The organism is Bifidobacterium choerinum, from assembly GCF_000741135.1.
GTDB lineage: Bacteria > Actinomycetota > Actinomycetes > Actinomycetales > Bifidobacteriaceae > Bifidobacterium > Bifidobacterium choerinum.
In genome coordinates, this window is record NZ_JGYU01000001.1 from 194,761 (window position 1) to 218,453 (window position 23,693).

17 protein-coding genes, 1 tRNA gene and 1 pseudogene are annotated in these 23,693 nt (G+C 66.4%); 6 read left to right on the forward strand and 13 right to left on the reverse strand.

The window, feature by feature from the left end:
- Nucleotides 1-13: 13 nt before the first annotated feature.
- The gene (gene prmC, locus BCHO_RS00815; protein ID WP_232513748.1) at nucleotides 14-1,039 is read right to left on the reverse strand and encodes a peptide chain release factor N(5)-glutamine methyltransferase; all 1,026 of its coding nucleotides are present in this window, start codon (nucleotides 1,037-1,039) and stop codon (nucleotides 14-16) included.
- A gap of 99 nt (nucleotides 1,040-1,138) precedes the next feature.
- On the reverse strand, nucleotides 1,139-2,236 hold the full coding sequence (gene prfA / locus BCHO_RS00820; RefSeq protein WP_024540313.1) for a peptide chain release factor 1: 1,098 nt from the start codon (nucleotides 2,234-2,236) through the stop codon (nucleotides 1,139-1,141).
- A 306-nt stretch (nucleotides 2,237-2,542) separates the two neighbouring features.
- On the opposite strand from prfA, the gene rpmE reads away from it, so the two are divergent.
- Both rpmE and BCHO_RS00830 read left to right on the forward strand, forming a co-directional pair.
- Nucleotides 2,543-2,755, forward strand: a complete 213-nt coding sequence (rpmE, locus tag BCHO_RS00825) for a 50S ribosomal protein L31 (RefSeq protein ID WP_024540314.1) — start codon at nucleotides 2,543-2,545, stop codon at nucleotides 2,753-2,755.
- A 399-nt stretch (nucleotides 2,756-3,154) separates the two neighbouring features.
- Nucleotides 3,155-3,231 (forward strand) — tRNA-Ile (locus tag BCHO_RS00830).
- 337 nt (nucleotides 3,232-3,568) lie between these two features.
- On the opposite strand, the gene BCHO_RS00835 is transcribed toward BCHO_RS00830, so the two are convergent.
- From BCHO_RS00835 to BCHO_RS00845, 3 genes are all read right to left on the reverse strand, one after another.
- Nucleotides 3,569-4,501, reverse strand: a complete 933-nt coding sequence (locus BCHO_RS00835) for a hypothetical protein (RefSeq protein ID WP_024540315.1) — start codon at nucleotides 4,499-4,501, stop codon at nucleotides 3,569-3,571.
- Between the two features lie 749 nt (nucleotides 4,502-5,250).
- Nucleotides 5,251-5,901: an ECF transporter S component gene (locus tag BCHO_RS00840; protein ID WP_051354825.1), complete on the reverse strand. Its 651-nt coding sequence runs from the start codon at nucleotides 5,899-5,901 to the stop codon at nucleotides 5,251-5,253.
- 335 nt (nucleotides 5,902-6,236) lie between these two features.
- Entirely contained in the window at nucleotides 6,237-7,460 is a 1,224-nt protein-coding gene (locus BCHO_RS00845) for an ROK family protein (protein ID WP_024540317.1), read from the reverse strand.
- 200 nt (nucleotides 7,461-7,660) lie between these two features.
- On the opposite strand from BCHO_RS00845, the pseudogene BCHO_RS00850 reads away from it, so the two are divergent.
- Nucleotides 7,661-9,186 (forward strand): annotated as a pseudogene (locus tag BCHO_RS00850) (xylulokinase).
- Nucleotides 9,187-9,420: 234 nt separating this feature from the next.
- On the opposite strand, the gene BCHO_RS00855 reads toward BCHO_RS00850, so the two are convergent.
- The 4 genes from BCHO_RS00855 to BCHO_RS00870 all read right to left on the reverse strand — a co-directional run bounded on the left by BCHO_RS00855 (nucleotide 9,421) and on the right by BCHO_RS00870 (nucleotide 14,459).
- Nucleotides 9,421-11,046: a glycoside hydrolase family 43 protein gene (locus BCHO_RS00855; RefSeq protein WP_024540319.1), complete on the reverse strand. Its 1,626-nt coding sequence runs from the start codon at nucleotides 11,044-11,046 to the stop codon at nucleotides 9,421-9,423.
- A 79-nt stretch (nucleotides 11,047-11,125) separates the two neighbouring features.
- Nucleotides 11,126-12,040: a carbohydrate ABC transporter permease gene (locus BCHO_RS00860; RefSeq protein WP_024540320.1), complete on the reverse strand. Its 915-nt coding sequence runs from the start codon at nucleotides 12,038-12,040 to the stop codon at nucleotides 11,126-11,128.
- Nucleotides 12,037-13,101 carry a carbohydrate ABC transporter permease gene (locus BCHO_RS00865; RefSeq protein ID WP_024540321.1) on the reverse strand — a complete coding sequence of 355 codons (1,065 nt, stop codon included), beginning with the start codon at nucleotides 13,099-13,101 and terminating at the stop codon, nucleotides 12,037-12,039. Before BCHO_RS00865 ends, BCHO_RS00860 begins: the two co-directional genes overlap by 4 nt.
- 74 nt (nucleotides 13,102-13,175) lie before the next feature.
- Entirely contained in the window at nucleotides 13,176-14,459 is a 1,284-nt protein-coding gene (locus tag BCHO_RS00870; protein ID WP_024540322.1) for an ABC transporter substrate-binding protein, read from the reverse strand.
- Between the two features lie 281 nt (nucleotides 14,460-14,740).
- Between BCHO_RS00870 and BCHO_RS00875 the strand changes: the two genes are divergently transcribed.
- Complete coding sequence (locus tag BCHO_RS00875; protein ID WP_024540323.1) at nucleotides 14,741-15,745, forward strand: LacI family DNA-binding transcriptional regulator; 1,005 nt, start codon at nucleotides 14,741-14,743, stop codon at nucleotides 15,743-15,745.
- A gap of 10 nt (nucleotides 15,746-15,755) precedes the next feature.
- On the opposite strand, the gene BCHO_RS00880 is transcribed toward BCHO_RS00875, so the two are convergent.
- The 4 genes from BCHO_RS00880 to BCHO_RS00895 form a co-directional block, all read right to left on the reverse strand.
- Entirely contained in the window at nucleotides 15,756-17,441 is a 1,686-nt protein-coding gene (locus BCHO_RS00880) for a glycoside hydrolase family 43 protein (protein WP_024540324.1), read from the reverse strand.
- Nucleotides 17,434-19,092: a glycoside hydrolase family 43 protein gene (locus BCHO_RS00885; protein ID WP_024540325.1), complete on the reverse strand. Its 1,659-nt coding sequence runs from the start codon at nucleotides 19,090-19,092 to the stop codon at nucleotides 17,434-17,436. Before BCHO_RS00885 ends, BCHO_RS00880 begins: the two co-directional genes overlap by 8 nt.
- A 324-nt stretch (nucleotides 19,093-19,416) precedes the next feature.
- Nucleotides 19,417-20,766 carry a xylose isomerase gene (gene xylA / locus BCHO_RS00890; RefSeq protein ID WP_024540326.1) on the reverse strand — a complete coding sequence of 450 codons (1,350 nt, stop codon included), beginning with the start codon at nucleotides 20,764-20,766 and terminating at the stop codon, nucleotides 19,417-19,419.
- A 405-nt stretch (nucleotides 20,767-21,171) separates the two neighbouring features.
- On the reverse strand, nucleotides 21,172-21,696 hold the full coding sequence (locus BCHO_RS00895; RefSeq protein WP_024540327.1) for an NAD(P)H-dependent oxidoreductase: 525 nt from the start codon (nucleotides 21,694-21,696) through the stop codon (nucleotides 21,172-21,174).
- Between the two features lie 167 nt (nucleotides 21,697-21,863).
- On the opposite strand from BCHO_RS00895, the gene BCHO_RS00900 reads away from it, so the two are divergent.
- A complete protein-coding gene (locus tag BCHO_RS00900) occupies nucleotides 21,864-23,168 on the forward strand; it encodes an O-acetylhomoserine aminocarboxypropyltransferase/cysteine synthase family protein (RefSeq protein ID WP_029675258.1) in 1,305 nt (434 codons plus the stop codon).
- Nucleotides 23,169-23,246: 78 nt separating this feature from the next.
- Nucleotides 23,247-23,675 (forward strand): peptide deformylase, encoded by a 429-nt coding sequence (locus BCHO_RS00905; RefSeq protein WP_024540329.1) that lies wholly within the window; start codon nucleotides 23,247-23,249, stop codon nucleotides 23,673-23,675.
- Nucleotides 23,676-23,693 lie beyond the last annotated feature (18 nt).

Below are 23,693 nucleotides of genomic sequence, written 5' to 3' on the forward strand. Positions count from 1 at the left end.
CGGCGGCCGCCGCCTACCGCGTCGCCACGAGGTAGCGCGGGCGTCCGGTGAGGTCGATCTCGGTGCGCGCGTCGGCGAATCCGCTCGCGCGCGCGAACGCGACGGTGCGGTCCGTCTGCGTGACGTCGTGCTCCATGATGAGGACGCCGTCGGGACGCAGCAGCGCCGCCGCGCGCACGATGATGCGCTCCGGCACCATCATGCCATCGGCGGATCCGCCGTAGAGCGCGGTCTGCGGGTCGTATTCGCGCACCTCGAACTGTTCGGGCACGTCGGTCAGCGGAATGTACGGCGGGTTGCTGACGACGACGTCGACGGTGCCGTCGAGCTGCGCGAGCGTCGTCGGACAGGTCGCGTCGGCGATCTCGAGATGGTAGTTCGCGGTGATGTCGGGGAAGACGGCGCCCGTCTCCTGCACGTTGCGGCGCGTCCACTGCGCGGCGAGCACGTCCTTCTCGACGCCCCACACCTGCGCGCCGGGCACCTCGGTGGCGATCGCCAGGCCGATCGCGCCGCTGCCGGCGCACAGGTCGACGACGCGCGGGCAGTACAGGCCGTTGCGCGTGACCCAGCCGATGGCCTCGTCGACGAGCAGCTCGGTCTCCTGACGCGGGATGAACACGCCGGGACCGACCTTGATGTCCAGATACCTGAACGGCACATGGCCGACGATGTACTGCAGCGGCTCGCGGCGCTCGCGGCGCGCGAGCATCGCCGAATAGTCGGCGAGCGCGGCGTCGACGCCGATTGATTTGCCGGCGACGAGCTTCGTGACGCCGTCGCCGAGCAGCGCCGCCTTGTCGACGTCGCTCAGCGAGGCGCGCGTCGCCTCGGCGAGCAGCAGCTTCGCGTCGTGGCGCGGCGTGTCGACGCCGACGCGGGCGAGGCGTTCGCCGCCGGCCGCGATGAGGTCGGCGACGCTGCCAGCGGCGTTCGTCGGCGCGTTGTCCGTCGGCGTGGAAGGGCGCGGCGTTCCCACTGCGCGCGCCGTCGCCGCGTCGCTCATGTCGTCGCTCATGTCGTCGGTCGTCGATGCCATCGTCGCCTCCTGCATGTCTGGTGCTGTCGTCTGTCGTGACGCGTTCGCGTCGGCCGCGCCCGCGTCTGCGTTCGTCGTCGGCGCGCGCCGCGCGATCGCTCAGTCGTTGCCTTTCGCGAGACGCTGCGCCTCGTCGGCCTGGATGTCGCTGTCGATGACGGCCTGCAGGTCGCCGTCGAGCACGGCGTCGAGATTGTACGCCTTGTAGTTCGTGCGGTGGTCGACGATGCGGTTCTCCGGGAAGTTGTAGGTGCGGATGCGTTCGGAACGGTCGAGCGAACGCACCTGCGAGTGGCGCATGTCGGCGGCCTCGGCGGCCTCCTGCTCGTGCTTCATCGCGAGCAGGCGGCTCTTGAGGACGCGCAGCGCCGACGCGCGGTTCTGGATCTGCGACTTCTCGTCCTGCATGTTCACGACGATGCCGGTCGGGATGTGCGTCATGCGCACCGCTGAATACGTCGTGTTGACGGACTGGCCGCCGGGACCGGAGCTCATGAAGGTGTCGATTTTGAGGTCCTTCGGGTCGATTTCGATCTCGTCGTCGTCTTCGTCGGCCTCCGGGAACACGATGACGCCGGCGGCCGAGGTCTGGATGCGCCCCTGCGATTCGGTCACCGGGATGCGCTGCACGCGGTGCACGCCGCCCTCGTACTTGAGCGACGCCCAGACGCCCTCCTCGGGCGCCGGCGTGCCCTTCGCGCGGATCGCGAGCTGCACGTCCTTGACGCCGCCGAGCTCGGTCGAGTTCTCGTTCTGGATCGTCGTGATCCAGCCGCGCTTCTCGGCGTAGCGCGTGTACATGCGCAGCAGGTCGCCGGCGAACAGCGCGGCCTCCTCGCCGCCGGTGCCGGCCTTGATCTCCATGATCACGTCGCGCGCGTCGTCGGGGTCGCGCGGGATGAGCGCCGTGCGCAGCCGCTCCTCGGCCGCCGGCAGCGCCTCTTCGATCCGTTTCGCCTCGGCTTCGAAATCGGGATCCTCCCCCGCCATCTCGCGGGCGGCCTCGAGGTCGTCGCGGAGGTGCAGATAATCGCCGTACGCGTTCACGATCGAGCCGAGCTCGGCGTAGCGCCGCCCCAGCTTGCGCATCTTGTCCGGGGACGACGCCACGTCCGGCTGCACCATCTCCTTCTCGATCCTGCGGTATTCCTCAAGTGCGGTACGCGCCGCCGGGAACTGTTCCTCTGCCTCTGCCATCTTCGCCTTTTCGATGCTGCGGCCACGGGGCGCGCCGACCGGCGGCGCATGCGGCCTTTCGTCCAAACCGTTCCATCCTAGCAAGAACCGTTGTCGCAACGGCCGGAACGCCGGGGAAACGCGGATGCGCGCGGGCGGGAATAAACACGGCACCCGGGAAGTTGTCTGTGATGGCAAGGCTCGCGGTTCGCCACGGGACGAGCCGTGCGGCCGCGTCAATGCGCAGCCGTACAATGCATGTATCCGGTTCACGCCTGCCATCGGGGCATGGCGACCCGGGTCCCCCGTATCTTTAGGAGACAAATTATGCAGCCAGGAATTCATCCTGATTATCATGCGGTGCAGGTTACCTGCTCCTGCGGCAACACCTTCGTCACGAAGTCGACCGCCAAGGGCGACCATATGACGGTGGATGTCTGCTCGAAGTGCCACCCGTTCTACACCGGTAAGCAGAAGATTCTGGATACCGGCGGCCGTGTGGCTCGCTTCGAGAAGCGCTACGGCAAGAAGAGCAGCTGACTCTCACGCTGATACGAAAACGCCGGCCTTCGGGTCGGCGTTTTCGTTATGTGGGCACGCGCGGGGCATCTGTGCGGCGTCGGCGCACACGCGCCGTCCACATGTCACATGCGGCGGCTCGCGGACAAGTCGTTCCAGTCGTCGACCGCGGTCAGCGCACGCTCGGCACACAGTCGGCACATCATCGACGCGCGACTGGCAGGCAGTCGGCGGACGGCCGACATACAGCCGCGGCATATGGTCGACACACGGTCGACGCATATGTACAGAGCAAGTCGGCACATGATCGGCGCACGGTCGGCACACGGCCGGACGGCTGTGCTCATGCGACGCCATATGGTCACGTCGTTTGCTACACTTTAGCGAGTCGCATCCGCGGTGTTTTCCGCGAAACGACGTGGGGCCTTAGCTCAGTCGGTTAGAGCATCGGACTCATAATCCGCCGGTCCAGGGTTCAAGCCCCTGAGGCCCCACCATCCGAAACCCGCTGGAAACAGCGGGTTTTCGCGTATCGGCCCCGATTCTGCTCCGTGCGTCCGTCCAGCGTCGTCGCCCCGCAGCGTCACGCACTGCGCACACATACGCCCCGCGTGTCGTTATCACACCCGTCAGCGTCCCAATCCGCGTACGCATACGCAATCCGCGGCACCGGAACACACCCCAGCGTCACACACCGCGCACACATACGCCCCGTGCGACGCAACCACACACCCCGGCGTCACACACCGCGCACACATACGCCCCGCGCGACGCAACCACACACCCCGGCGTCACACACCGCGCACGCATACGCAATCCGCGACGCGTACATAATCAGCGGCGGTCGTTCTCCTTGTTGCCGCCGTTGTTCTGATTCGTGTTGCGGTCGCCGTCACGGTTGGACTGGTTCTCCGCCTTCCTGCGGTCGGCCTCGGCCTGCGCCTTCTTCTGCGCGTCCTCGCGCGCCTTGCGTTCGTCGTCGGCGATCTTCTTGTCGCGCGACGCGTTGACGTCGCCGATCGCCGTCTTGATGTCCTGCTCGACCGACGTGATCTCGTCGAGTTTGCGGCCCTCCTCAGCCTGCTTCGCCTTCATATAGAGGTCGGACAGACGATTCCACGTCGCCTCGTCCGCCACCTGCCCGCGTGTCAGGTCGAGCGTCGCCTGCGCCTCGCGCAGCGTGTCGTCGAGCGTGGCCGTCGCCTCCTCGACCTCCTTGAGCTGCTTCGAATCGTTGACGCCGTCGACGGCCTCCTGCAACGAGCGCATATGCGCGTCGTACCACTCCTCGTAATCGTGGATCTGCTGGATGCGCGCGTCGTACTGGTCGACCGACGACACGGCGCAGCTCGTCGCCGCCGGCGCCTGCGCCTTGAGCTGTTCGTCGAGCAGCTTGACGGTGCCGCTGTCGGCGACCTGAATGTCGGAGATCGCGCCGGCCGCCGCGCCGTCGCCCGAACGCAGGCCCTCGTATTGCTTCGCCTTCTTGTCGAGCTCAGTCATCGCGCTTTCGCAGCGCGCATGCTCCTGGGCGAGCTGCTGCTGACGATGGTTGTGAATCTGCACGCCGACGAGGATGACGGCGGCGAACAGCGCGAGCACGACGATCGACGCGAAGATCACCCACAGGTATTTGCGTTCGTCGTCCTTCGGCGGCTTGTTGTTGTCGGGTTTCTTCGCAAGCGCGGCGATTTCGTTGGGGTTGATGAGTTCGGTCTGCGTGCCGGCTTCGGCTTCCGCGTACACAATCGTGCTGTCGTCCATCATGAACAAACCTTCTTTTCACGTGATGGCGCCCATCTCGATGATGTCGCTTTCCTCGTCACGATGCACGCTCTCTCTTATGCCGATACATCGTCGTCATCAGTGTACGTGGACGCCTTCCCGTCCGCCCGCCGCCCATCTTACGTAGTGGAACGGCACCGACGACGATCACGGCAGTCCGTGATTGACTCCGATTACCGACTGCCGCCGCACATAGGGAACAGCGGCGGCAACGCATGAATAACCTTACGCGCAAAGTGCCATGTACGACGATCACGAGGGCGCTCCATAGATGAGCACACGCATAGAACGCCATCAACGGCAATCACGATGGCAGTATACGGGTGAGCCTACGCACAAAGTGCCGCCATCGGCGACCGCAACGGCATTCTACGGGTGCACTCACCTACAGAATGCCACCATCGGCAGCTACGACGGCAGTATCTAGGCGAGCCACCCACAAAATGCCAACGATGGCGGCTGCGGCGGCAGCTTATGGGTGACCTTACGCACAGAATGCCGTCAACAGCGGCTGCGGCGGCAGCATATGGGTGAGCCACCCACAGAATGCCAGCAACAGCGGCTGCGGCGGCAGTATATGGGTGCACTCACCCACAGAATGCCGTCGACAGTGGGAATGGCTGCGGTATTGAGGCAGATGCACCCACAGACCGCCGCCATCCGCGGCGACCACGGCAGTCCGTAATCGACCCCAATCACAAACCGCCACCGCACGCAGGGTGCGACGGCACTCAGCGGTCAGCTGCTGCTGCTGCGGTGCGGACGGCGCGGCCTGAGGCGAAGCGGTCGAGGACGCCGGTCTTCGCGATCGCCAAGTAGAGGTACCACGAGCAGACGCCGGCGATGAGCACGCCGCCGATGATCTCGCTCACCATGTGCACGATGCCGCGCGGGCTGAGGAACGCGACGCCCTGATAGCGGAACAGCATCAGGTAGACGCCATATTCGATCGCCGTGCACATGCCGGAGAGGATTGAGATCGGCAGGTTGAAGACGCGGTAGCGCGTCAGCGCGAACGGCAGTTCGGCGAACAGTCCCTGCAACGCGGCCGACAGGAAGACGAAGCCGAAGGAGAACGAGCTGCCGATCAGCATCTCCGCGGCGCATCCGACGAGATTGACGAACACGGCCGATCCCGGCTTGCGCAGGATGAGCACGGCGAGCGTGCCCGAGAAGTACCACACGGCGTGCAGGATGCTCGCGCATCCCGGCAACAGGCCGCCGAGCATCGGGGAGATCGACATGTAGGCGAAGTTGAATCCCCAGAAGACGACGCCGGCGGCGATGCCGAGCGCGGCGGCCACGGCGATGTCCGCGGTCGTCCAACGCAGTCTTCTGCTGGAACGGATGGTGTTGGCTTGATTTTGGGTGTGTTCGACCATGGAAGTCCCTCTTCCCGACGGTGCCGCGCACAGCGATTCGTCAAGACGTTCCTTGACCTGCGCAGCTCGGGCGGGAACGCCTCCGCCAACATAGCAGCGGCCGTCGACGCGGCTCACGCCCATGCGATGCCGACATAGCCGCGTCGACGGCCGCATGGCATGCGCAACCGTGCGGTGCAAGGCCATGCATCGTTCCACGACGAGGTCTCACATCATGAGATTTCGGCGTCATGCACATGCGTCATGCACCGGCGTCATGCACCGGCGTCATGCACCGGCGTCATGCACATGCAGGTCACGGACGCGCAGCCGCCGCGAATAACGTGCCCGCGTGCTCACGACTTGAGGTATGCGAGAGGCTCGTCGACGAAGCGGCGCAGACCGGTGACGGCGGCGCCGAGCAGCGCCGGCCGCGCGCCGCCGCCGGCGCGCGAGACGCGCACATGGACGACGTCGCGCGCGAGGATGCGATCCTGCACATGGCGTTCCATCGCGCGCAGCCGTGCGTCGTCGAGCTGTGCCCATGCGCCGCCGAGGACGACGACATCGAGGTCGCTGACGTTGACGATCGAGACGATCATCGATTCGATCGCGCGCATCGCACGGTCCATGACCTCGAGCACCCGTGCATCGCCGGCCTGGGCGCGCCGGAAGAACTCGTCGACCGACTCCTGGCTCGCGGCATCGGCGCCATGCGCGATGCCGGCGGCCTCGACGATCGCGCGGCGTCCCGCATAGGCCTCGACGCAGCCGCGGCGCCCGCAGCGGCAGAGCGGTCCGTCCATCTGCACGGAGATGTGGCCGACCTCGCCGGCGAAGCCGCGGTCGCCGTGTACGAGCGAGCCGCCGCGCACGACGGCGCCGCCGATGCCGATGTCGGTGGAGATGTAGAGGAACGATCCGTTCGGCCCGACGACGCCTTCGTCGGCGCGCTGCGTCGCGTAGCCGGGCAGCTGCGCGACGGCGGCCATGTTCGATTCGTTGCCGGCGATGACGTCGAGCCTGCGCATCAGTGCCTGCTCGTTGAGGTCGACGTCCTCCCATCCGAGGTTGCGCGCGACGATGAGGTGGCCTTCCTCGGTGACGAGGCCGGGCAGCGCGAGTCCGGCGCCGGCGATCGTGTAGCCGTGCTTGCGCAACGTCCGCTCCTGCGCGCGCAGCATCACGTCGAGGTCGTCGAAGACGGCCTTCGTGTCCGCGCCGTGCAGGTCGCCCTCGACCCAGCGTTCGGCGACGACGGAGCCGTCGAGGTCGAGGACGAGGTAGCCGTAGCCGTCGGTGTTGATCTGGATGCCGATGCCGCACATCGCGCCGCCGGCGACGAGCAGCGGCGTGCTCGGCCGTCCGTAGACGGACTGCACGATCGGCATCCCCTCGCGCACGATGCGGTTGTCGATGAGCAGCGAGACGAGCAATGACATCGTCGCCTTCGTCAGCCCGGTCTCCTTGGCGAGGTCGGCGCGGCTGAGCGGCGTCGTGCGGCGCATCATCGTCTCGAGCACGACGGACAGGTTGTGGTTCCTCAGATCGTTCTGGTTGATGCTCCTCAATGTCGCCATACGCCGCCTCCTCGCTTCCGCGGCGTACCCCTCTGGTCGCGCCGAACTTACGGTCATGCTACACTACACAGTATAGTTTATTCATCTAACTATTCATGGCGGGCGACGATCGCCCGTCATCGGAAGGCGCGCGGACGCGGACGCACGACGACGTGCACGACGCGCGCCCATACGGCGCATATGCGCGGAAAGGAGCCACGATGCAGCGCACGCTCGTCGCGGGAGTCGACACATCCACCCAATCATGCAAGGTGCGCGTCACCGACGCGCGCACCGGCGCACTCGTCCGTTTCGGCCAGGCGAAGCACCCGTCGGGCACGACGGTCGATCCACAGGCCTGGTGGGACGCGTTCCTCGAGGCGTCGGCGCAGGCCGGCGGCCTCGACGACGTCGCCGCGATCGCCGTCGGCGGCCAGCAGCACGGCATGGTGCTGCTCGACGAGCACGGCCATGTCATCCGCGACGCGATGCTGTGGAACGACGTCAGCTCGGCGCCGCAGGCCGACGAGCTGATCATGACGCTCGGCGCGCGCGGCGCCGACGACGGCGACGCGGCCGCCGTCCATGCGCGCGGCGTCGCGCGTTGGGTCGAGGCGGTCGGCTCGTCGCCGGTCGCCTCGTACACGCTGACGAAGATCAAATGGGTGGCCGAGCACGAGCCCGACAATGCGGCGCGCATCGCCGCCGTCTGCCTCCCCCACGACTGGCTCAGCTGGCGCATCGCCGGCTATGGTCCGGTCGGCGACGGCGAGGACGCGCATCTCGACATGCTGCGCACCGACCGTTCCGACGCCTCCGGCACCCTCTACTTCGACGCCGCGCACGACGAATACCGCCGTGACCTGCTCGCGCTCGGACTCACGTCCGGCGCAGGCGAACCCGACAAGGCCGCGCTCGACTTCGCCGAGCATATCGTGCTGCCGCATGTCCTCGCGCCGCACGAGGCCGCGCCGACGCGCGCGGCGGCCTCGGTCGCCGGCGCCGACGTCCCCGGCGGCTGCGTCATCGCCCCGGGCGGCGGCGACAACGCGATGGCGTCGCTCGGCCTCGGCATGGGCGTCGGCGACGTCTCGGTCTCGCTCGGCACCTCCGGCGTCGCCGCCGCCGTCAGCGAGACGCCGGTCCACGACATGACCGGATCGGTCTCCGGATTCGCCGACTGCACCGGCCACTTCCTGCCGCTCGCCTGCACGATCAACGCGTCGCGCATCCTCGACGCCGCCCGCGCCGCGCTGCGCGTCGACTACGACGAGCTCGCCGCGCTCGCGCTCGCCGCGCGTCCCGGCGCCGACGGCATGACGCTCGTGCCGTATTTCGACGGCGAGCGCACGCCGAACCGTCCGGACGCGACGGCCACGCTGTCCGGGATGACGATGGCCAACACGAACGCCGAGGACATCGCGCGCGCCTTCGTCGAGGGACTGCTGTGCTCGCAGCGCGACTGCATCGAGCTCATCCGTTCGCTCGGCGCGCCGATCGACCGCGTGCTGCTCATCGGCGGCGGCGCGAAGTCGCTCGCCGTGCGCACGCTCGCGCCGTGCGTCCTCGGCTTGGATGTCTCATGCCCGGCGACCGACGAGTATGTGGCGATCGGCGCGGCGCGGCAGGCGGCGTGGACGCTTGACGGCGGCGACGACGCCCCCGACTGGCCGATCTCGATCGATGCGGTGTCCACCGGCGTACCGACGCCGCAGGTCTACGAGCCTACGTGCGCGCACGCGGCTGACACGACGTGATGAGGCCTCTGCGCCCGGTCTGGCGACGTACCGTCAGACCGGGCGCAGAGGCCTCATCACGTCCCGGGCATGGGGCGTCCCCATGAGACGGGACGAGGCGGGAGCGCGTCCATTCATCGCGAGGCATGGAAGACCGCACCGCCGGAATCCGGGTCGGAGATGTTCCGGCCCGGATTCCGGCGGTGCGGTTCAATCGCGGACGGCGCTGACGCGCCGCCGGCACGTCAGTCCCGCAGCTGCCGATAGTCGAAGTCGACGAAGTCGGCCTCGGTCTCATATCCGGAAAGATCGACCGCCGCGAGTCCCACGAACGCGCCGGTGAAGAACCCACCGTAGCGCTGGTTCACATAGTCGTCCGAAAGGATCTTGGCGTCGAGCTCCACGCCGAGGTTGCGCCAATGCTCGCCGTCGAACGAATAGTCGTAGGTGTAGGTCTGCGTGCGCACACGGGTGCGCAGCCACACCGTCCGCACATCGTCGGGCACCGGCACGGCGTCATCGCGCAGGAACGAGGTGTAGGCGTTGAAATCGTTCTGCGCCACTTCGATCACGCGGCATCCGCGCCGTTCGTCCCATGTCACGAAGGCCCACGACCAGCACAGGTCGTTGTAGTAGTTCGTCAGCCCGGCCATCTGGTTGTAGTCGTGCGGGTCGAAGTGCACGCCCACCGAGGCGTCGAAATCGAAGGCCTGCCAGCGGCGCGCCACCAGCGAAAGGTCGAACAGATTGCACAGCGAACCCCTGCCCTTCAGTGTGAGCGCACCATCGCCGACCGAGCCCATGCGTTCGTCGAACGGCACACGCAGCGTGTTCCAGTCGTCGCCCAATGTGGCGCCGGTGAAGTCGTCGTGCTGGTCGTGCGGGGCGGGCGCCTCGTCGTCGGCGGCGTCCGTCGGGGCGTCGACGACGCGTTCGCCGCCATGGCCGCCCACGATGTACGGCCAGCCGTCCTCGGTCCAATCGACCTTCTGGATCGATGTCTCACGCCCCAGCGTGCACCAGCCGCGTGGATCGCTCACCGATTCGTTCTCATGGTGCCACGGGCGCGCGCACAGCGACGCGTAGTACCATTCGCCGTTCGGCGTGTCCACGAGCGAACCATGGCCCTGCTTCTGCAGATAGCTGCGGGGCGTGTCGAAATTCGTGAGGAACGGGTTGATCGGGCTGCCTTCGAACGAAAGCGCGTCGAGCGTGGACGACCTCGCCACGACCTCCTGATGGGTCCAGACGGTGCCGCCCTCCGCGCAGAACAGGTAGTACAGTCCGTCGATCTTGTACAGATGCGGCCCTTCCACGAGTTTCACATCGGTGCCGTTCCAGATGGTGCGCGCCGTCTGCGGCATGAGCCGCATCGTGTCCGCATCGAATTCGGTGAGCGTGATGCCGTTGAACGGGTTGTGGTACTCGCGGAAGTCCCAGGTCTGCTGCACCAGGTACTTGCGTCCGTCGTCGTCATGGAACAGGCTCGCGTCGAAGCCGACGCCGTTGAGCCTGATGGGCTCGCTCCACGGGCCGTGGATGTCCTCGGCCGTCACCAGATAGTTCACGCAGTCCTTGAATGCGCCGTTGACGACCTTGACGTCCGCATAGACGAGCCAGAACCTGCCGTCGGCGTATGACAGATCCGGGGCCCACACACCGCCGGACGACGGGTTGCCCCGCATGTCGAGCTGCGAGCGCCGGCTCAGCGGGCTCGGCAGCGCGCGCCAATGCACCATGTCCCGCGATTCGTGCAGGCGTACGCCGGGGAACCATTCGAATGTGGAATTGGCGATGTAGTAGGTATCACCGACGCGAATCATCGACGGATCGGCGTGGAATCCGGTGAGCACCGGGTTTTCGATCTTCATTTCGTCCTCCTTGGGGAAACGGCGGCCCAGGTCATGCCCAGGCCGCCGTGCTTCATACCTGTGCGTGCGACGCCGCGGATCAGCCCTTGACCGCTCCGGCGAGGCCGCCCACGATCTTCTTCTGGAAGATCGTGAAGCAGATGAGCGCCGGGATCATCGACAGCGACGTGAAGGCGAGCACCTGCGCGGTGTCGACGGAATGCTGCGAGCTGAACATCTGCACGCCGAGCGGCAGCGTGTACTTCGTCGAATCGTTGAGCAGGAACAGCGGGAGCATGTAGGCGTTCCAGCTGGCCACGAACGACAGGATCGCGATGGTGGATACGCCCGGGCCGCTCAGCGGCAACACCATGCGTGCGAAGAAGCCGAGCCGCGAGCAGCCGTCGAGCTGCGCCGCCTCCTCGAGCTCCTTCGGGATCGACTGCAGGAACGGGACGAGGATGATGATCGCCTGCGGCAGGCCGAACGCGATCTGCGGCAGGATGATGCCCAACTGGCTGTTGATCAGATGCAGGTTGCGCAGCAGCAGATACAGCGGCGTGATCGCGACGGTGATCGGGAACATCATGCCCGCCGAGAACACCGTGTAGAGCACACGGCTGAAGCGGAAACGATAGCGCGCGATCACGAAGCTGACCATCAGCGCGAGCACGACGACGCCGACCATCGTGCCGAGCGAGACGATGAGCGAGTTGACGAGCTCGGTCCAGAACGTGCTCGAACCGATGACGCTCGCATAGTTCTCGAAGTTCCAGGGATTCGGCATGCCGGCCGGATCGCGCGTGATCTGCGAGTTCGTGCGGAAGCCGCCGAGGATGATGTAGAGGACCGGCACCACGCAGATCAGCACAAGCAGCAGCGAGAGCACATAGACGACCGGATGGCCCCACGGTGTCTTCGCCGATTTGCGATAGGCGTATGGATTGTTCTTGTTCTTGCGCTTGCGCTTGCCGAACAGCAGCGTGCGTTCGATGCGTTCACCTGTGTACGTCATGATGCTGACACCTCCATGGAAGCGTTGTTCGGGACGATCGCCGCCTCGATTTCCGACTCCGCCATCCGTTCGCGCTCGCGCTTCTTCGCGCGACGTTCGTACTGCTTGCGCTCGCGCTGCTCCGTGGCGCCGGCGAGATCGCGGTTGAGCACGAAGCGCTGGTAGGTGAGCGCGATGACGAGCGAGATGATGAAGATGACGACGGCGACCGCGGAGCCGTAGCCATAGTTGTTGGCCAGACGACCCTCCCTGACCATGTAGGTGGCCATCGTGGACGTGCCCGCCGTGGACGAGACGTACTGGCCCCAGATGATGTAGACGAGATCGAACAGCTGCAGCGAGCCGATGATCGACATGAACGCCCACATGCGGATCGTCGGGGCGAGCAGCGGCAGCGTGATGCTCCACTGCTGGCGCCAGAATCCCGCGCCATCGACACGGGCCGCCTCGTAGAGCTCTTCGGGGATCGCCTGCATGCCCGCGATCATGAGGATGACGGCGAACCCGATGTACTTCCACGAGATGATGAACATGAGTGTCCAGATGGCGATCTTGGGATTGGCGATCCAGTCCACGCCCTGCAGGCCCAGATTCTTCAGAACCGCATTGACGGCGCCGTTCGGCTGCAGCATCAGGCTCCATCCGGTGCCGATGATGACTTCGGAGACCACATACGGCACGAAGATGAGCGTGCGGATCAGGCCGCGCCCCTTGAACTTCTGGTTGAGCAGCAGCGCGAACAGAATCGCGAGCGGACCCTGGATGATCAGCGACATGACCGCGATGAACAGCGTATGGCCGAGCGCCTGCTGGAAGCTCGGATCGGAGAGAATGATGCGGTAGTTGTCAAACCCCACGAACTGGCCGTTCACATCCGGCTTGCCGAAGCCCTTCCATTTGTAGAACCCGTAGTAGGCCGCCATGATCACCGGCAGGATCACGAATCCGATGAACATGATGAGGGCGGGCACCGACAGGACGCCCATTTCGAAGCGCTGGCGGAATTTGTCGCTGCGCGGGCGGCCGGCGCGCTTGGCCCGCATGCTGGTTGCGACTGACATGGCTTACTCCTCTATGATGACTGCATTGGTATGAAAGGGGCCGGATCCGGCCGGATCCGGCCCCCGTGACGGCATCAGCCTTTGCTGGCCGCCGCCTCGATGCCCTTGACGATGTCGTCGGCGTTGCCCTTGCCGGCCATCATGTTGACCACGCCCTCGTTGAGCGCGTTGCCCACGTTCTGGCCGAAGACCGTGTCGAGCCACAGCGAGACCGAGGAGGCCTGGTCATAGACCTTGAGCACCTGCTGGAGCGCCTCGTTCTTGACCGCGGACTGTGCGTTCTTGGCTGCCGGGATTGTGACGAACGCCTCGGCGTACTTCTCCTGCCATTCCTTTTCGGAGATGAAGTTGAGGAAGTCGACGGCCTCCTGTGGCGCCCATGCACCGATCGACATGCTGTCCGCGCCGGCGAGGATCGCCGTCGGGTCGCCTTCGCCGCCCTCCATCTCCGGGAACGCGAAGTAGCCGAGGTCGGCCATGTCCTTCTTGTCCGGCGTCAGGTCGCGCACCACGCCAGGCTCCCAGCCACCCATCAGCTCCATCGCCGCCATGTGGTTGGCCAGCAGACCCGCGGACGAGCTCGCGCCCTGCTGCGCGGATGTGGTCAGGAAGCCGTCGTTGAAGCCGTCCAGATCGATCAGGTTCTTGACGTCGTCGCCTGCCTTGACCCAGCACTCATTGGTGAACTTGAGGTCGCTCGAGGCCTCGTCGAACGCCGACTGCGAGCATTCACGCAGCGCGAACCAGTAGTACCAGTGCGCCGCAGGCCACGCATCCTTGCCACCCAGGGCGATCGGCGTGATGCCGGCGTCTTTGAGCTTCTTGACCGCATCGGCGAACTCGTCCCACGTCTTCGGGGTCTCGTTGATGCCGGCCTTCTTGAACAGGTCCTTCGAATACCAGATGCCGCCGGGAAGCACCGACTGCGGCACGCCGTAGACCTTGCCGTCGACCGTGGTGGTGTCGAGCGCCGTCTTCATCTGAGTCTTGACCTGATCGGAGATCTTGTCGGTCAGGTCCATGACCTGGCCTGCCTCGACCACGTCACGCAGCTTCTGGCCGCCACGCGCCAGGAACATGTCCGGCGCCGAGGACGGATCCTGCAGTGCGGTCTGGAGCTTGCCGTCCATGTCCTCGTTCTGGATGGCCTCGATCTTGATGTCCACGTTCTGATGCTTCGCCTCGAACGCCGCCGCGGCGTCGTCCCAGAACTTCTTGCCGTCGCCCGTGGTGGAGTTCATCCACACCACGACTTCGGTCTTACCGTCCGCGTTGGTTCCGGAGCCGCCTCCGCAAGCCGATACGCCGACGACGGTTGCGGCCGCGACCACCGCGGCGAATACTGACTTGACCCTCATAGTTTCCTCCTGATTCGTCCGCCCCATCGTTGGAACGGACATCGTATGGACGATGACTATCGAAAACTTTCGTTGTTTTCGTTAGAAACTATCGTAAGTCTATTTAGTTAAACAGTCAAATTAAGTATCCCATCGGCGTTTCGTTCACTACTGTACACTTATGTGCGACCGAACATGCTCGAATATCGCGTTTGATTTGCATGTTTTCGAAACTTTCGCTACGCTGTCGTATATGGCTGACGGCGCGAGGACGCGACCGGACATGCGAACGAAGGAGCCTTATGGAGGCACGAAGAATCAGACTGGCGGACATCGCCGAAACGACCGGATATTCGTTGGGCACCGTCTCCAAGGTGCTCAACGGACGATCGGACATCTCGGACGAAGCGCGCTCCACGATCGACGCGGCCCTCAAGAACTCGGGATACCGGCGCCACGGGCAGAAGAAGGTGAGCCAGCGCTACGTGGAGGTGGTGTTCCAAGACCTCGACACGATCTGGGCGCTCGAAGTGCTGCGCGGCGTGCTGCACGAGACGCGGCGGTATCCGGACATCAGCGTGATCACCACGGAAAGCGGCACGCGCCAGCATCCGGATGACGACTGGATCGACGGCGTCCTGCGGCGCAAGCCGTTCGGCGTCATCTTCATCTTCGCGAACGTGACCGAGGCCGAGAAGGCCAAGCTGCGCATCAACGGCATCCCCTACGTCATCTTCGACCCGTCCGGCGAGCCGGCGAACGACGATTTTTCAGTGCAGGCGGACAACTGGGCCGGCGGCGTGCTCGCCACACGGCATCTGCTCGCGCTCGGCCACAAACGCATCGGCATCATCACCGGCCCTGAGGAGATGATGTGCTCAAGGGCGCGGCTCGACGGCTATACGTCGGCGCTCGCCGAACAGGGCATCGCCGTGGATCCGACGCTCGTGACCGAGGGAAACTTCACGACCGCGGGCGGATACGCACAGGCGATGGAGCTGCTGGGGAATCCCCATCGCCCCACGGCGATCTTCGCCGGCAGCGATCTGCAGGCGATGGGGGTCTACGAAGCCGCCCGCCAGAACCGGCTGCGCATCCCCGAGGACCTTTCGGTCGTCGGCTTCGACGACGTGCAGGCCGCCGCGTTCCTGGGGCCGGCGCTCACCACGGTGCGCCAGCCGTTGCAGGACATGGCCGCCGTGTCGACGCGCATGCTCCTCGACACGGCGGAGGGGCGCCCGACGCAGCATCATGTGATCCTGCCGACCTCGCTTGTCGTGAGGGGCAGCACGCGCGAGCTGCGCTGAGCGCATGCCCTCATCCGTCGACGCCGATGAGGCAGCCGACGAACCCGCCCGACCATTCGGTGCTCAGCGCGGCCACATCGACCACGTCGATCGGCCGCGCACGCCATGCCTGTGTGGCCTCATCGGCCATGACCATGCGCACCTCACCGCCGACGAAGACGAGCATGACCTGCCGTGACGTCCCGTCGGGCACGGTGGCCGCCCCCATGCGCCTGCCGTCGCCCTCATCGAGCGCCCATCGCACCGAGACCCCTCCATCGGTCGTGACATGCAACGCATGACGGCCGTCCTGCCGCATATGCACGGTGCCCTGCGACGGGCAGAGCACGACGCACCGATCCTCGGGCATGCGCCGGTAGACGACGCCGCCGTCCATGCGCACGGTGACGACGTCGTCCCGCGATGCGTCGAACGGCGCACGCGCGTCGATGACCGCACAGGCCTCGCAAGGCCCCATGCGCATGTCGTGCGGCCTGCCGTCCGCCGCATCGACACGCAGCGTCTGCGCCAGACGCCCCGCACCGCCCGCAAGCACCGGCCAGCCGGGATCGTCGTCGCGGACGCCGACGTCGCCGTCATCCAGCGACCATCGCGCCGGATCGCGCTGCCAGTCGACCGGCGCCACGAAGGTCTCCCTGCCCAGAAAGCTCAGTGCGCCATGGCCGGCCGTGGGCGTCTCGCGCGAGCCCAGGCACGCCGCCCACCAGCCCAGCCGCGGATGATGGAGCAGATCGGCGTGGCCCACGCATTGCACACGCTCCCCCGTCCCCAGATGCCGATGCGTCAGGAACGGATTCTTGCTGTCCGGATGGAACAGGCGTACGCGGCAGCCCACGACCGACCGCTCGTCGGCGCGCGGCGCCCGTGTCCGCACATCGGACGCGCGCATACGCTCCAGTGTCGCGGCCATCGCCGACCCGAGGCCGTCGGGCGCAGACGCGCGCATGATCATCTCACTGTGGTCGAAGCTCGTGCCGCCTTCCGCGGTCATCAGATACACCCAGTCCCCCAGACGGTACAGATGCGGCCCTTCGGCCCACACCGCCTCCACCCCGTAGCCAGACCAGATCACCGTCTTGCCGTAATCGCCGTCGGCATCGTGCGCCGCGCACAGCCGCCACGTCGCGGGATCGATCCGCTGCGTCCACACTTCGGTCTGCCCCCGCCAGCGTGCATGCTTCGCCGGCCGCGTCTGCGTCCAGTACACGGCGCCGTCCACGTCCTCGAACACATCCGGGTCGATGCCTTCGGCGCCGACGACCCAATACGGGCCGCGCCACGGACCTTCGAGCGCATCGGCCTCGAGCACGAAATTGCCCTGGCTCGCCCGGACCGCCCCGAGCACGGCGGGGTCGACGCCGGCCTGCGCCGCCGCCTCGAAATCCAGACGGGCGACGGTGCAGACAATGACGTACCTGCCCGCTATCCTGCGCAGCGTCGGCGCGTACAGACCGCCGGAATCCAGCACGAACCGCAGCAGCAGACGCCGCGCCATGTCCTCATCCACCGCGGGCCCGACGAGCCTCCAGTGCGCCAGATCGTCCGACATATGGATCGGCAGCCCCGGAACCAGCTCGAACGAGGAATTCACGATCGCCACATGCTCCGACCGTCCGTCCCACATCCAACTCGGATCCGGGTACATGCCGCGCAATACCGGATTGACGATCTCGATCATCCCATCACGTTCACTCATCACGATCCCCCAGGTCCTCGTAGGTGAAATCGGCGAACCTCGCCTCGGCGCCGTAGCCGGTCATGTCGGTCGCGAAGACGCCGACGAAGGCGCCGGTGAAGAAGCCTCGGCCGGCATGTTCGGCGTATTCGTCGGTGAGCATGCGCGCGTCGAACGCCACGCCGACGTCCTTCCAGTCGACGCCGTCGAAGGAGTAGGCATAGCGATAGCGGTCGATGTCGACGGTCGTGCGCAGCCACACGCTGTCGCAGCCGTCGGGGACGCGTGGTGCGCGCCCGCGCAGGAACGACGCCGTCACGTTGTCGTCGTTGCGGACGACCTCGACGACGCGCGCGCCGACGTCCTCGTTCCATGTCACGACGATCGCCGACCACAGCGCGCCGCCGTAGTACTGGATGAGCCCGGCCATCTGCTGGAAGCTCCACGGCGCGAAGTCGACATGGACGCTCGCCTCGTTCGCGACGGCCGTCCACGGACGCGCGACGAGCGACACGTCGAAGACGCTGCACGGCGAATCCTGCCCGCGCAGCGTCAGACGCCCGGGCTCGAAGCGCGCGGCGTCGCCCAGCGGCACGCGCAATGTCTTCCAGCCGACCGGCAACCGCGCGTCGTCGGCGAATCCGGCGGCGACGACGGTGCCAGCCGCGACCGGCTCGGCGGGTGCATCGGGAACGGCGGCGGCCTCGTCGGGCGACGGCACGACCCGCAGGCCGTGACGGCCTCCGACGACATGCGGCCAGCCGTCGTCGTCCCAGACGACGCGCTGGAGCGCCGTCTCGCGACCAAGCGTGCTCCAGCCGCGCATGCCATCGCCGTCGGCGGCATCGGCGGCGCTTCGCCACGGCCGCGCGCACAGATGGGCGATGTACCATGCGCCGTCGGGCGTATCGACGAGCGACGCATGGCCCTGCTTCTGCAGCGGCAGTTCCGGGTCGTCGGCGCTCGTCAGCAGCGGATTGCCGGGCATCGGCTCGAAGGAGGCCGCGTCGAGCGAGCGCGAGCACGCCACCGATTCGCGGTGGTCGTAGCCGGTGCCGCCTTCGGCGGCGAACAGGTAGTACCAGTCGCCGATGTGGTACAGATGCGGCCCTTCGACGGCGCCGTGACCCGAGCCTTTCCAGATGATGCGCGCCGTGCGCGGCTTGAGCCGCATCGCATCGACGTCGAATTCGGTGAGCGTGATGCCGGCGAAGGGCGGCTTGTATTCGCGGAAGTCGCAGGTCTGCTGCACCAGATAGCTGCGGCCGTCGTCGTCATGGAACATGCGGGCGTCGAAGCCGACGCCGTTGAGCGCGATCGGCTCGCTCCACGGCCCTTCGATGCGTTCGGCGGTCATCAGGTAGTTGCGGCAGTCGGTGAACGACGCCTTGACGCTGGCGACGTCGCTGTAGACGAGCCAGAAGCGCCCGTGCGCATAGCTCAGGTCGGGCGCCCAGACGCCGAATCCGGACGGATCGCCGCGCAGGTCGAGCTGCGCGGCGGACGTGATCGGGCTCGCCAGCGGCTCCCAATGCCGCAGGTCGGTGGAGCGGTGCAGGTTGAGCGGCGGCCACCATTCGAAGGTCGAATTGACCAGATAGTAGGTGTCTCCGACGCGGATGAGCGCCGGATCGGGATGGGAGCCGGGCAGGATCGGGTTGGCGATGGGCATCGCATGCTCCTTTTCGCGCCGCATGGCGCATGGCGGGACGGCGCACGACGGTCGGCATCCCGACGGGGCCGTATGGCGGAGGCATAGGGAAAGCCCACGGACGGCGCGTGCCCCGATGCGCCCCGCGCGCAGAGAAGACATGACAAGCGCGGGTGCGTGCGCATCGGAGATCGGCCATCCGTGGGCCATGGCATCTGCGATCCGTGTGAGGAAAGGGAAGGAAATCGGATCGGGGATGCCTCAGGGGAAAGTAAAAGGAAGGAAAGGAAGAAGAAGGGATGCCCCGCGCCGCCCGATGCGGCGGGCGGCGCGGGACGGGCGACGTCAGGCCTTGGCCAGCGCGTCGATGATGTAGTTGTTGACCGTCGCCTTGACGTCCTCGAGGTGGTCGGGCTTCGTCGAGGCGATGATCTGCTCCTGCGGCATGTCGATCGCGTAGTCGTTGAGCGATGCGAGCGTCGCGGTGCCGTCGTCGATCGTCTTGCCGATGCCGGAGTCGTAGGAGCCGTAGCGGTCGGCGACGAGGTTCTCGATGTAGCCGTCCTGGTGCATCTTGTCGGCGACGAGCAAACCGGCGGCGAAGGAGTCCATGCCGGCGATGTGCGCGCGGAACAGGTCCTCGGCGGTGAACGACGTGCGGCGCGGCTTCGCGTCGAAGTTGAGGCCGCCGTGGGGGCCGATCTGGCCTTCGTCGAGCACCTCCCACATCACCGACGTCGTCTCGTACAGGTTCGTCGGGAACTCGTCGAGGTCCCAGCCGAGCAGCATGTCGCCCTGGTTCGCGTCGAGCGAGCCGAGCACGCCATTGTCGCGCGCGACGCGGATCTCATGCTGGTAGGTGTGGCCGGCGAGGTTCGCGTGGTTGCCTTCGAGGTTGAGCTTGAAGACGTCGATGAGGTCGTAGGCGCGCAGGAAGTTGCAGGCCGTCGCCGCGTCGAAGTCGTACTGGTGCGTCATCGGCTCCTTCGCCTTCGGCTCGATGAGGAACTGCGCGTCCATGCCGATCTCCTTGGCGTAGTCGGCGCACATGTGGAAGAACTTCGCCATGTGCTCCTGCTCGCGCTTCATGTCGGTCACCCACAGGTTCTCGTAGCCTTCGCGGCCGCCCCAGAACACGTAGTTCTCGGCGCCGAGGCGCTTGCCGATCTCGAGCGAGTGCTTGAGCTGGCCGGCGGCGTAGGCGTAGACGTCGGCGAATGGCGACGTCGAGGCGCCTGCGACGAAGCGCGGGTTCGTGAACAGCGACGAGGTGTTCCACAGCAGCTTGACGCTGGTGGACTTCATGTTCTCCTCGATCTTGTCGACGACGCGGTCGAGGTTCGCGTTCGTCTCGCGCAGCGTGTCGCCTTCCGGCGCGATGTCGCGGTCATGGAAGCAGAAGTACTCGACGCCGAGCTTCGTGAAGAACTCGAAGGCGTAGTCGACCTTCGCGAGCGCGTTGTCCATCGGATCGGCGTACTTGCCGTCCCATGGGCGCTGCGCGGTGCCGTTGCCGAAGGGGTCGGTCAGCGGCGCGTCGAAGGTGTGCCACCAGGCGACGCCGAAGCGCAGCCAGTCCTTCATCTTCTTGCCGGCGACGACCTTGTCGGCGTCGTAGTACCGGAAGCCGAGCCCCTCCACCGGGCCGTTGCCGCGGCCGACGTACTCGATCTTGTCGATGTCCCACAGTCCCATCATGACTCCTTTGTGCTGTGCTGCGCCGCGTTGCGGCGTCGTCTTCGGTGCGCGGCGGCGTCTGCGTCGTTGCGCACGTCCGCCGCGACGACGGCCACGTCGAAGTGGCCGCGAACATCGCCGCGCCGACCGCTCCCGTCATGGCGGCGGTCGCTTCCGAACGACTATGTTCATTCGTCTTATTAAGTAAGCTACAACGACGCCCGTTATTTGTCAAACCATCTAATTTTCATCGGCGAGTCCCGCATGACGCCGCCGTTTTCATGTCACCCGTGCAGCCGCGCGGCGCCCGAATACGGAAACCGTGCGCACGCACACGGCGTCACCCAGCCGCGCGTCGGCGTATGCGCGATCGCCGCCGCTCCCCTATGCCGCCCCGCACGGTCACGTGGCAGGGCGCGCCGCTCAGCCGCGCAGCCGCCGCACGAACCGCTCGCCGACCGCCGCGAGTTCGTCGTCGTCGATTGCCTTCGACGAGCCATGCACGACGAAGGGCTCCTCGTAGTCGAGACCCAGATAGCGCGCCGTCGTGCGGTACGGCAGCAGCAGCGCGTCCATCGTCGCGCCGTGCCTGCCGCCGGTCGTATACATGTCCTCGGCGCCGCCGGTCGTCACGGCGAGCAGCATGCGCTTGCCGGCGATTGACGCGCCGTCGCCGTACGCCCAGCCGGGCGTGAACACGGCGTCCTCCCACAGCTTCATCAGCGCCGGCGCGCTGTACCAGTAGAACGGGAAGAGGAACGCGAGGCGGTCGGCGGCGCCGCACACGCGGTGCTCCTCGTCGACGTCGATATGGAAGTCGGGATACAGCGCATACATGTCGCGCACGACGACGTCGGCGGTGTCCTCGCGCGACGCCCGTTGCGCGAGCGCGCGGTTCACCTTCGACTGCCGCAGCCGGTCATGGAACACCATCAGGACGGTCGTCATCGTTCTCTCCTTCGTCATGCGCGGCGCACGAGCGGCGCACACAGTGTGGGACGTGCCGGCGGCGCGCGCGGCCATCGTGGTTTAATACCGGTGTCCAACCTACTCCGCCACGTCTACCCGCCGCACGGCGCGCGTGGCGGGAAGCCAACCGCAGACGAGGAGCGTACATGTCAGACACAGCCACACCGATCAGCACCGAACACGAGGACACAATCTGCGTGCAGGGCGGCTACCAGCCGGGCAACGGCGAGTCGCGCACGCCGCCGATCATCCAGGCGACGACCTTCAAATACACGTCGAGCGAACAGATGAGCCGCCTGTTCGACCTTTCCGAATCCGGCTACTTCTACACGCGTCTGCAGAACCCGACGAACGACACCGTCGCCGCGAAGATCTGCGCGATGGAGGGCGGCGCCGCGGCGATGCTCACCTCCTCGGGCCAGGCGGCGAACTTCTTCGCGCTGTTCAACATCTGCAACCAGGGCGACCACATCGTCGCGTCGAGCGCGATCTACGGCGGCACCTTCAACCTGATCAACGTGACGATGCGCAAGATGGGCATCGAATGCACGTTCGTGAGCCCCGACTGCTCCGAAGAGGAGCTCGAGGCGGCGTTCCGCCCGAACACGAAGGCCGTCTTCGGCGAGTCGATCGCGAACCCGGCGCTCATCGTCCTCGACTTCGAGAAGTTCGCGAAGGCCGCGCACGGCCACGGCGTCCCGCTCATCGTCGACAACACGTTCCCGACGCCGATCAACTGCCAGCCGTTCCGCTACGGCGTCGACATCGTCACGCACGCGACGACGAAGTACATGGACGGCCACGGCTCGTGCGTCGGCGGCGCGATCGTCGACTCGGGCAACTTCGACTGGCTCGCGCACGCCGAGAAGTTCCCGGGGCTGTGCACGCCCGACGACTCCTACCACGGCGTCGTCTACGCGAAGGACTTCGGCAAAGCGGCGTTCATCACAAAGGCGACGGCGCAGCTGATGCGCGACTTCGGCTCGACGCCGGCGCCGATCAACTCGTGGATCATGGGCATGCACCTCGAATCGCTCGGCGTGCGCATGGAACGCCACTGCGCGAACGCGCTCAAGGTCGCCACGTTCCTCGCGAACGACCCGCGCATCTCGTGGGTGAGCTGCCCGGAGCTGCCCGGCGACAAGTACCACGCGCTCGCCGAGAAGTACATGCCGAACGGCACCTGCGGCGTCATCTCCTTCGGCGTGCCCGGCGGCCGCGAGAAGGTGTCCGCGTTCCTCGACCACCTCAAGATGATCGCGATCGCGACGCACGTCGCCGACGCGCGCAGCTGCGTGCTCTACCCGGCCGGCACGACGCACCGCCAGCTCACCGAGGAGCAGCTCGACGAGGCCGGCGTCGGCATCGACCTCGTGCGCCTGAGCTGCGGCATCGAGAACGCCGACGACATCATCGCCGACATCCGCCAGGCGCTCGACGCGGCGCTGTGAGCCGCGCTTCCGCCGATGCGAACGTCTAAGGAGTCCCGCGCATGGACATGCGCGGGACTCCCGCTATACTGGCTGCCCATGCAACGACCGATCGTCACCTCCATCCCGTTCCTGTCCGAACCGTCCGAGGACGCCGACCCGACGAATCCCGCCGACGCCGCGATCGCGGCCAATCTCGTCGACACGCTCAAGGCGCACCGCGGGCGCTGCGTCGGCATGGCCGCGAACATGATCGGCGAACGCAGGCGCATCATCGCCTTCGTCGACGAGGAACTCGACGGTCTGGTCACCGTCATGTTCAACCCGACCGTCATGCACGCCGACGGCCCGTACGAGACCGAGGAGGGCTGCCTGTCGCTCGACGGCGAGCGGCCGGCGCGTCGGTGGTCGCACATCGACGTCACGTATCTGACGCGGCGCGGACGCGAGCGGCGCATCTCCCTCGACGGCTTCACCGCGCAGATCGTCCAGCATGAGATCGATCACTGCGACGGCACGATCATCTGAGCGCACGTCATCCGCACA

Bases quoted from the DNA above. Each gene is read 5' to 3' on its own strand.
- prmC (WP_232513748.1), bottom strand. From the start codon at position 1,039: ATGGCATCGACGACCGACGACATGAGCGACGACATGAGCGACGCGGCG.
- prfA (WP_024540313.1), bottom strand. From the start codon at position 2,236: ATGGCAGAGGCAGAGGAACAGTTCCCGGCGGCGCGTACCGCACTTGAG.
- rpmE (WP_024540314.1), top strand. From the start codon at position 2,543: ATGCAGCCAGGAATTCATCCTGATTATCATGCGGTGCAGGTTACCTGC.
- BCHO_RS00835 (WP_024540315.1), bottom strand. From the start codon at position 4,501: ATGATGGACGACAGCACGATTGTGTACGCGGAAGCCGAAGCCGGCACG.
- BCHO_RS00840 (WP_051354825.1), bottom strand. From the start codon at position 5,901: ATGGTCGAACACACCCAAAATCAAGCCAACACCATCCGTTCCAGCAGA.
- BCHO_RS00845 (WP_024540317.1), bottom strand. From the start codon at position 7,460: ATGGCGACATTGAGGAGCATCAACCAGAACGATCTGAGGAACCACAAC.
- BCHO_RS00855 (WP_024540319.1), bottom strand. From the start codon at position 11,046: ATGAAGATCGAAAACCCGGTGCTCACCGGATTCCACGCCGATCCGTCG.
- BCHO_RS00860 (WP_024540320.1), bottom strand. From the start codon at position 12,040: ATGACGTACACAGGTGAACGCATCGAACGCACGCTGCTGTTCGGCAAG.
- BCHO_RS00865 (WP_024540321.1), bottom strand. From the start codon at position 13,101: ATGTCAGTCGCAACCAGCATGCGGGCCAAGCGCGCCGGCCGCCCGCGC.
- BCHO_RS00870 (WP_024540322.1), bottom strand. From the start codon at position 14,459: ATGAGGGTCAAGTCAGTATTCGCCGCGGTGGTCGCGGCCGCAACCGTC.
- BCHO_RS00875 (WP_024540323.1), top strand. From the start codon at position 14,741: ATGGAGGCACGAAGAATCAGACTGGCGGACATCGCCGAAACGACCGGA.
- BCHO_RS00880 (WP_024540324.1), bottom strand. From the start codon at position 17,441: ATGAGTGAACGTGATGGGATGATCGAGATCGTCAATCCGGTATTGCGC.
- BCHO_RS00885 (WP_024540325.1), bottom strand. From the start codon at position 19,092: ATGCCCATCGCCAACCCGATCCTGCCCGGCTCCCATCCCGATCCGGCG.
- xylA (WP_024540326.1), bottom strand. From the start codon at position 20,766: ATGGGACTGTGGGACATCGACAAGATCGAGTACGTCGGCCGCGGCAAC.
- BCHO_RS00895 (WP_024540327.1), bottom strand. From the start codon at position 21,696: ATGACGACCGTCCTGATGGTGTTCCATGACCGGCTGCGGCAGTCGAAG.
- BCHO_RS00900 (WP_029675258.1), top strand. From the start codon at position 21,864: ATGTCAGACACAGCCACACCGATCAGCACCGAACACGAGGACACAATC.
- BCHO_RS00905 (WP_024540329.1), top strand. From the start codon at position 23,247: ATGCAACGACCGATCGTCACCTCCATCCCGTTCCTGTCCGAACCGTCC.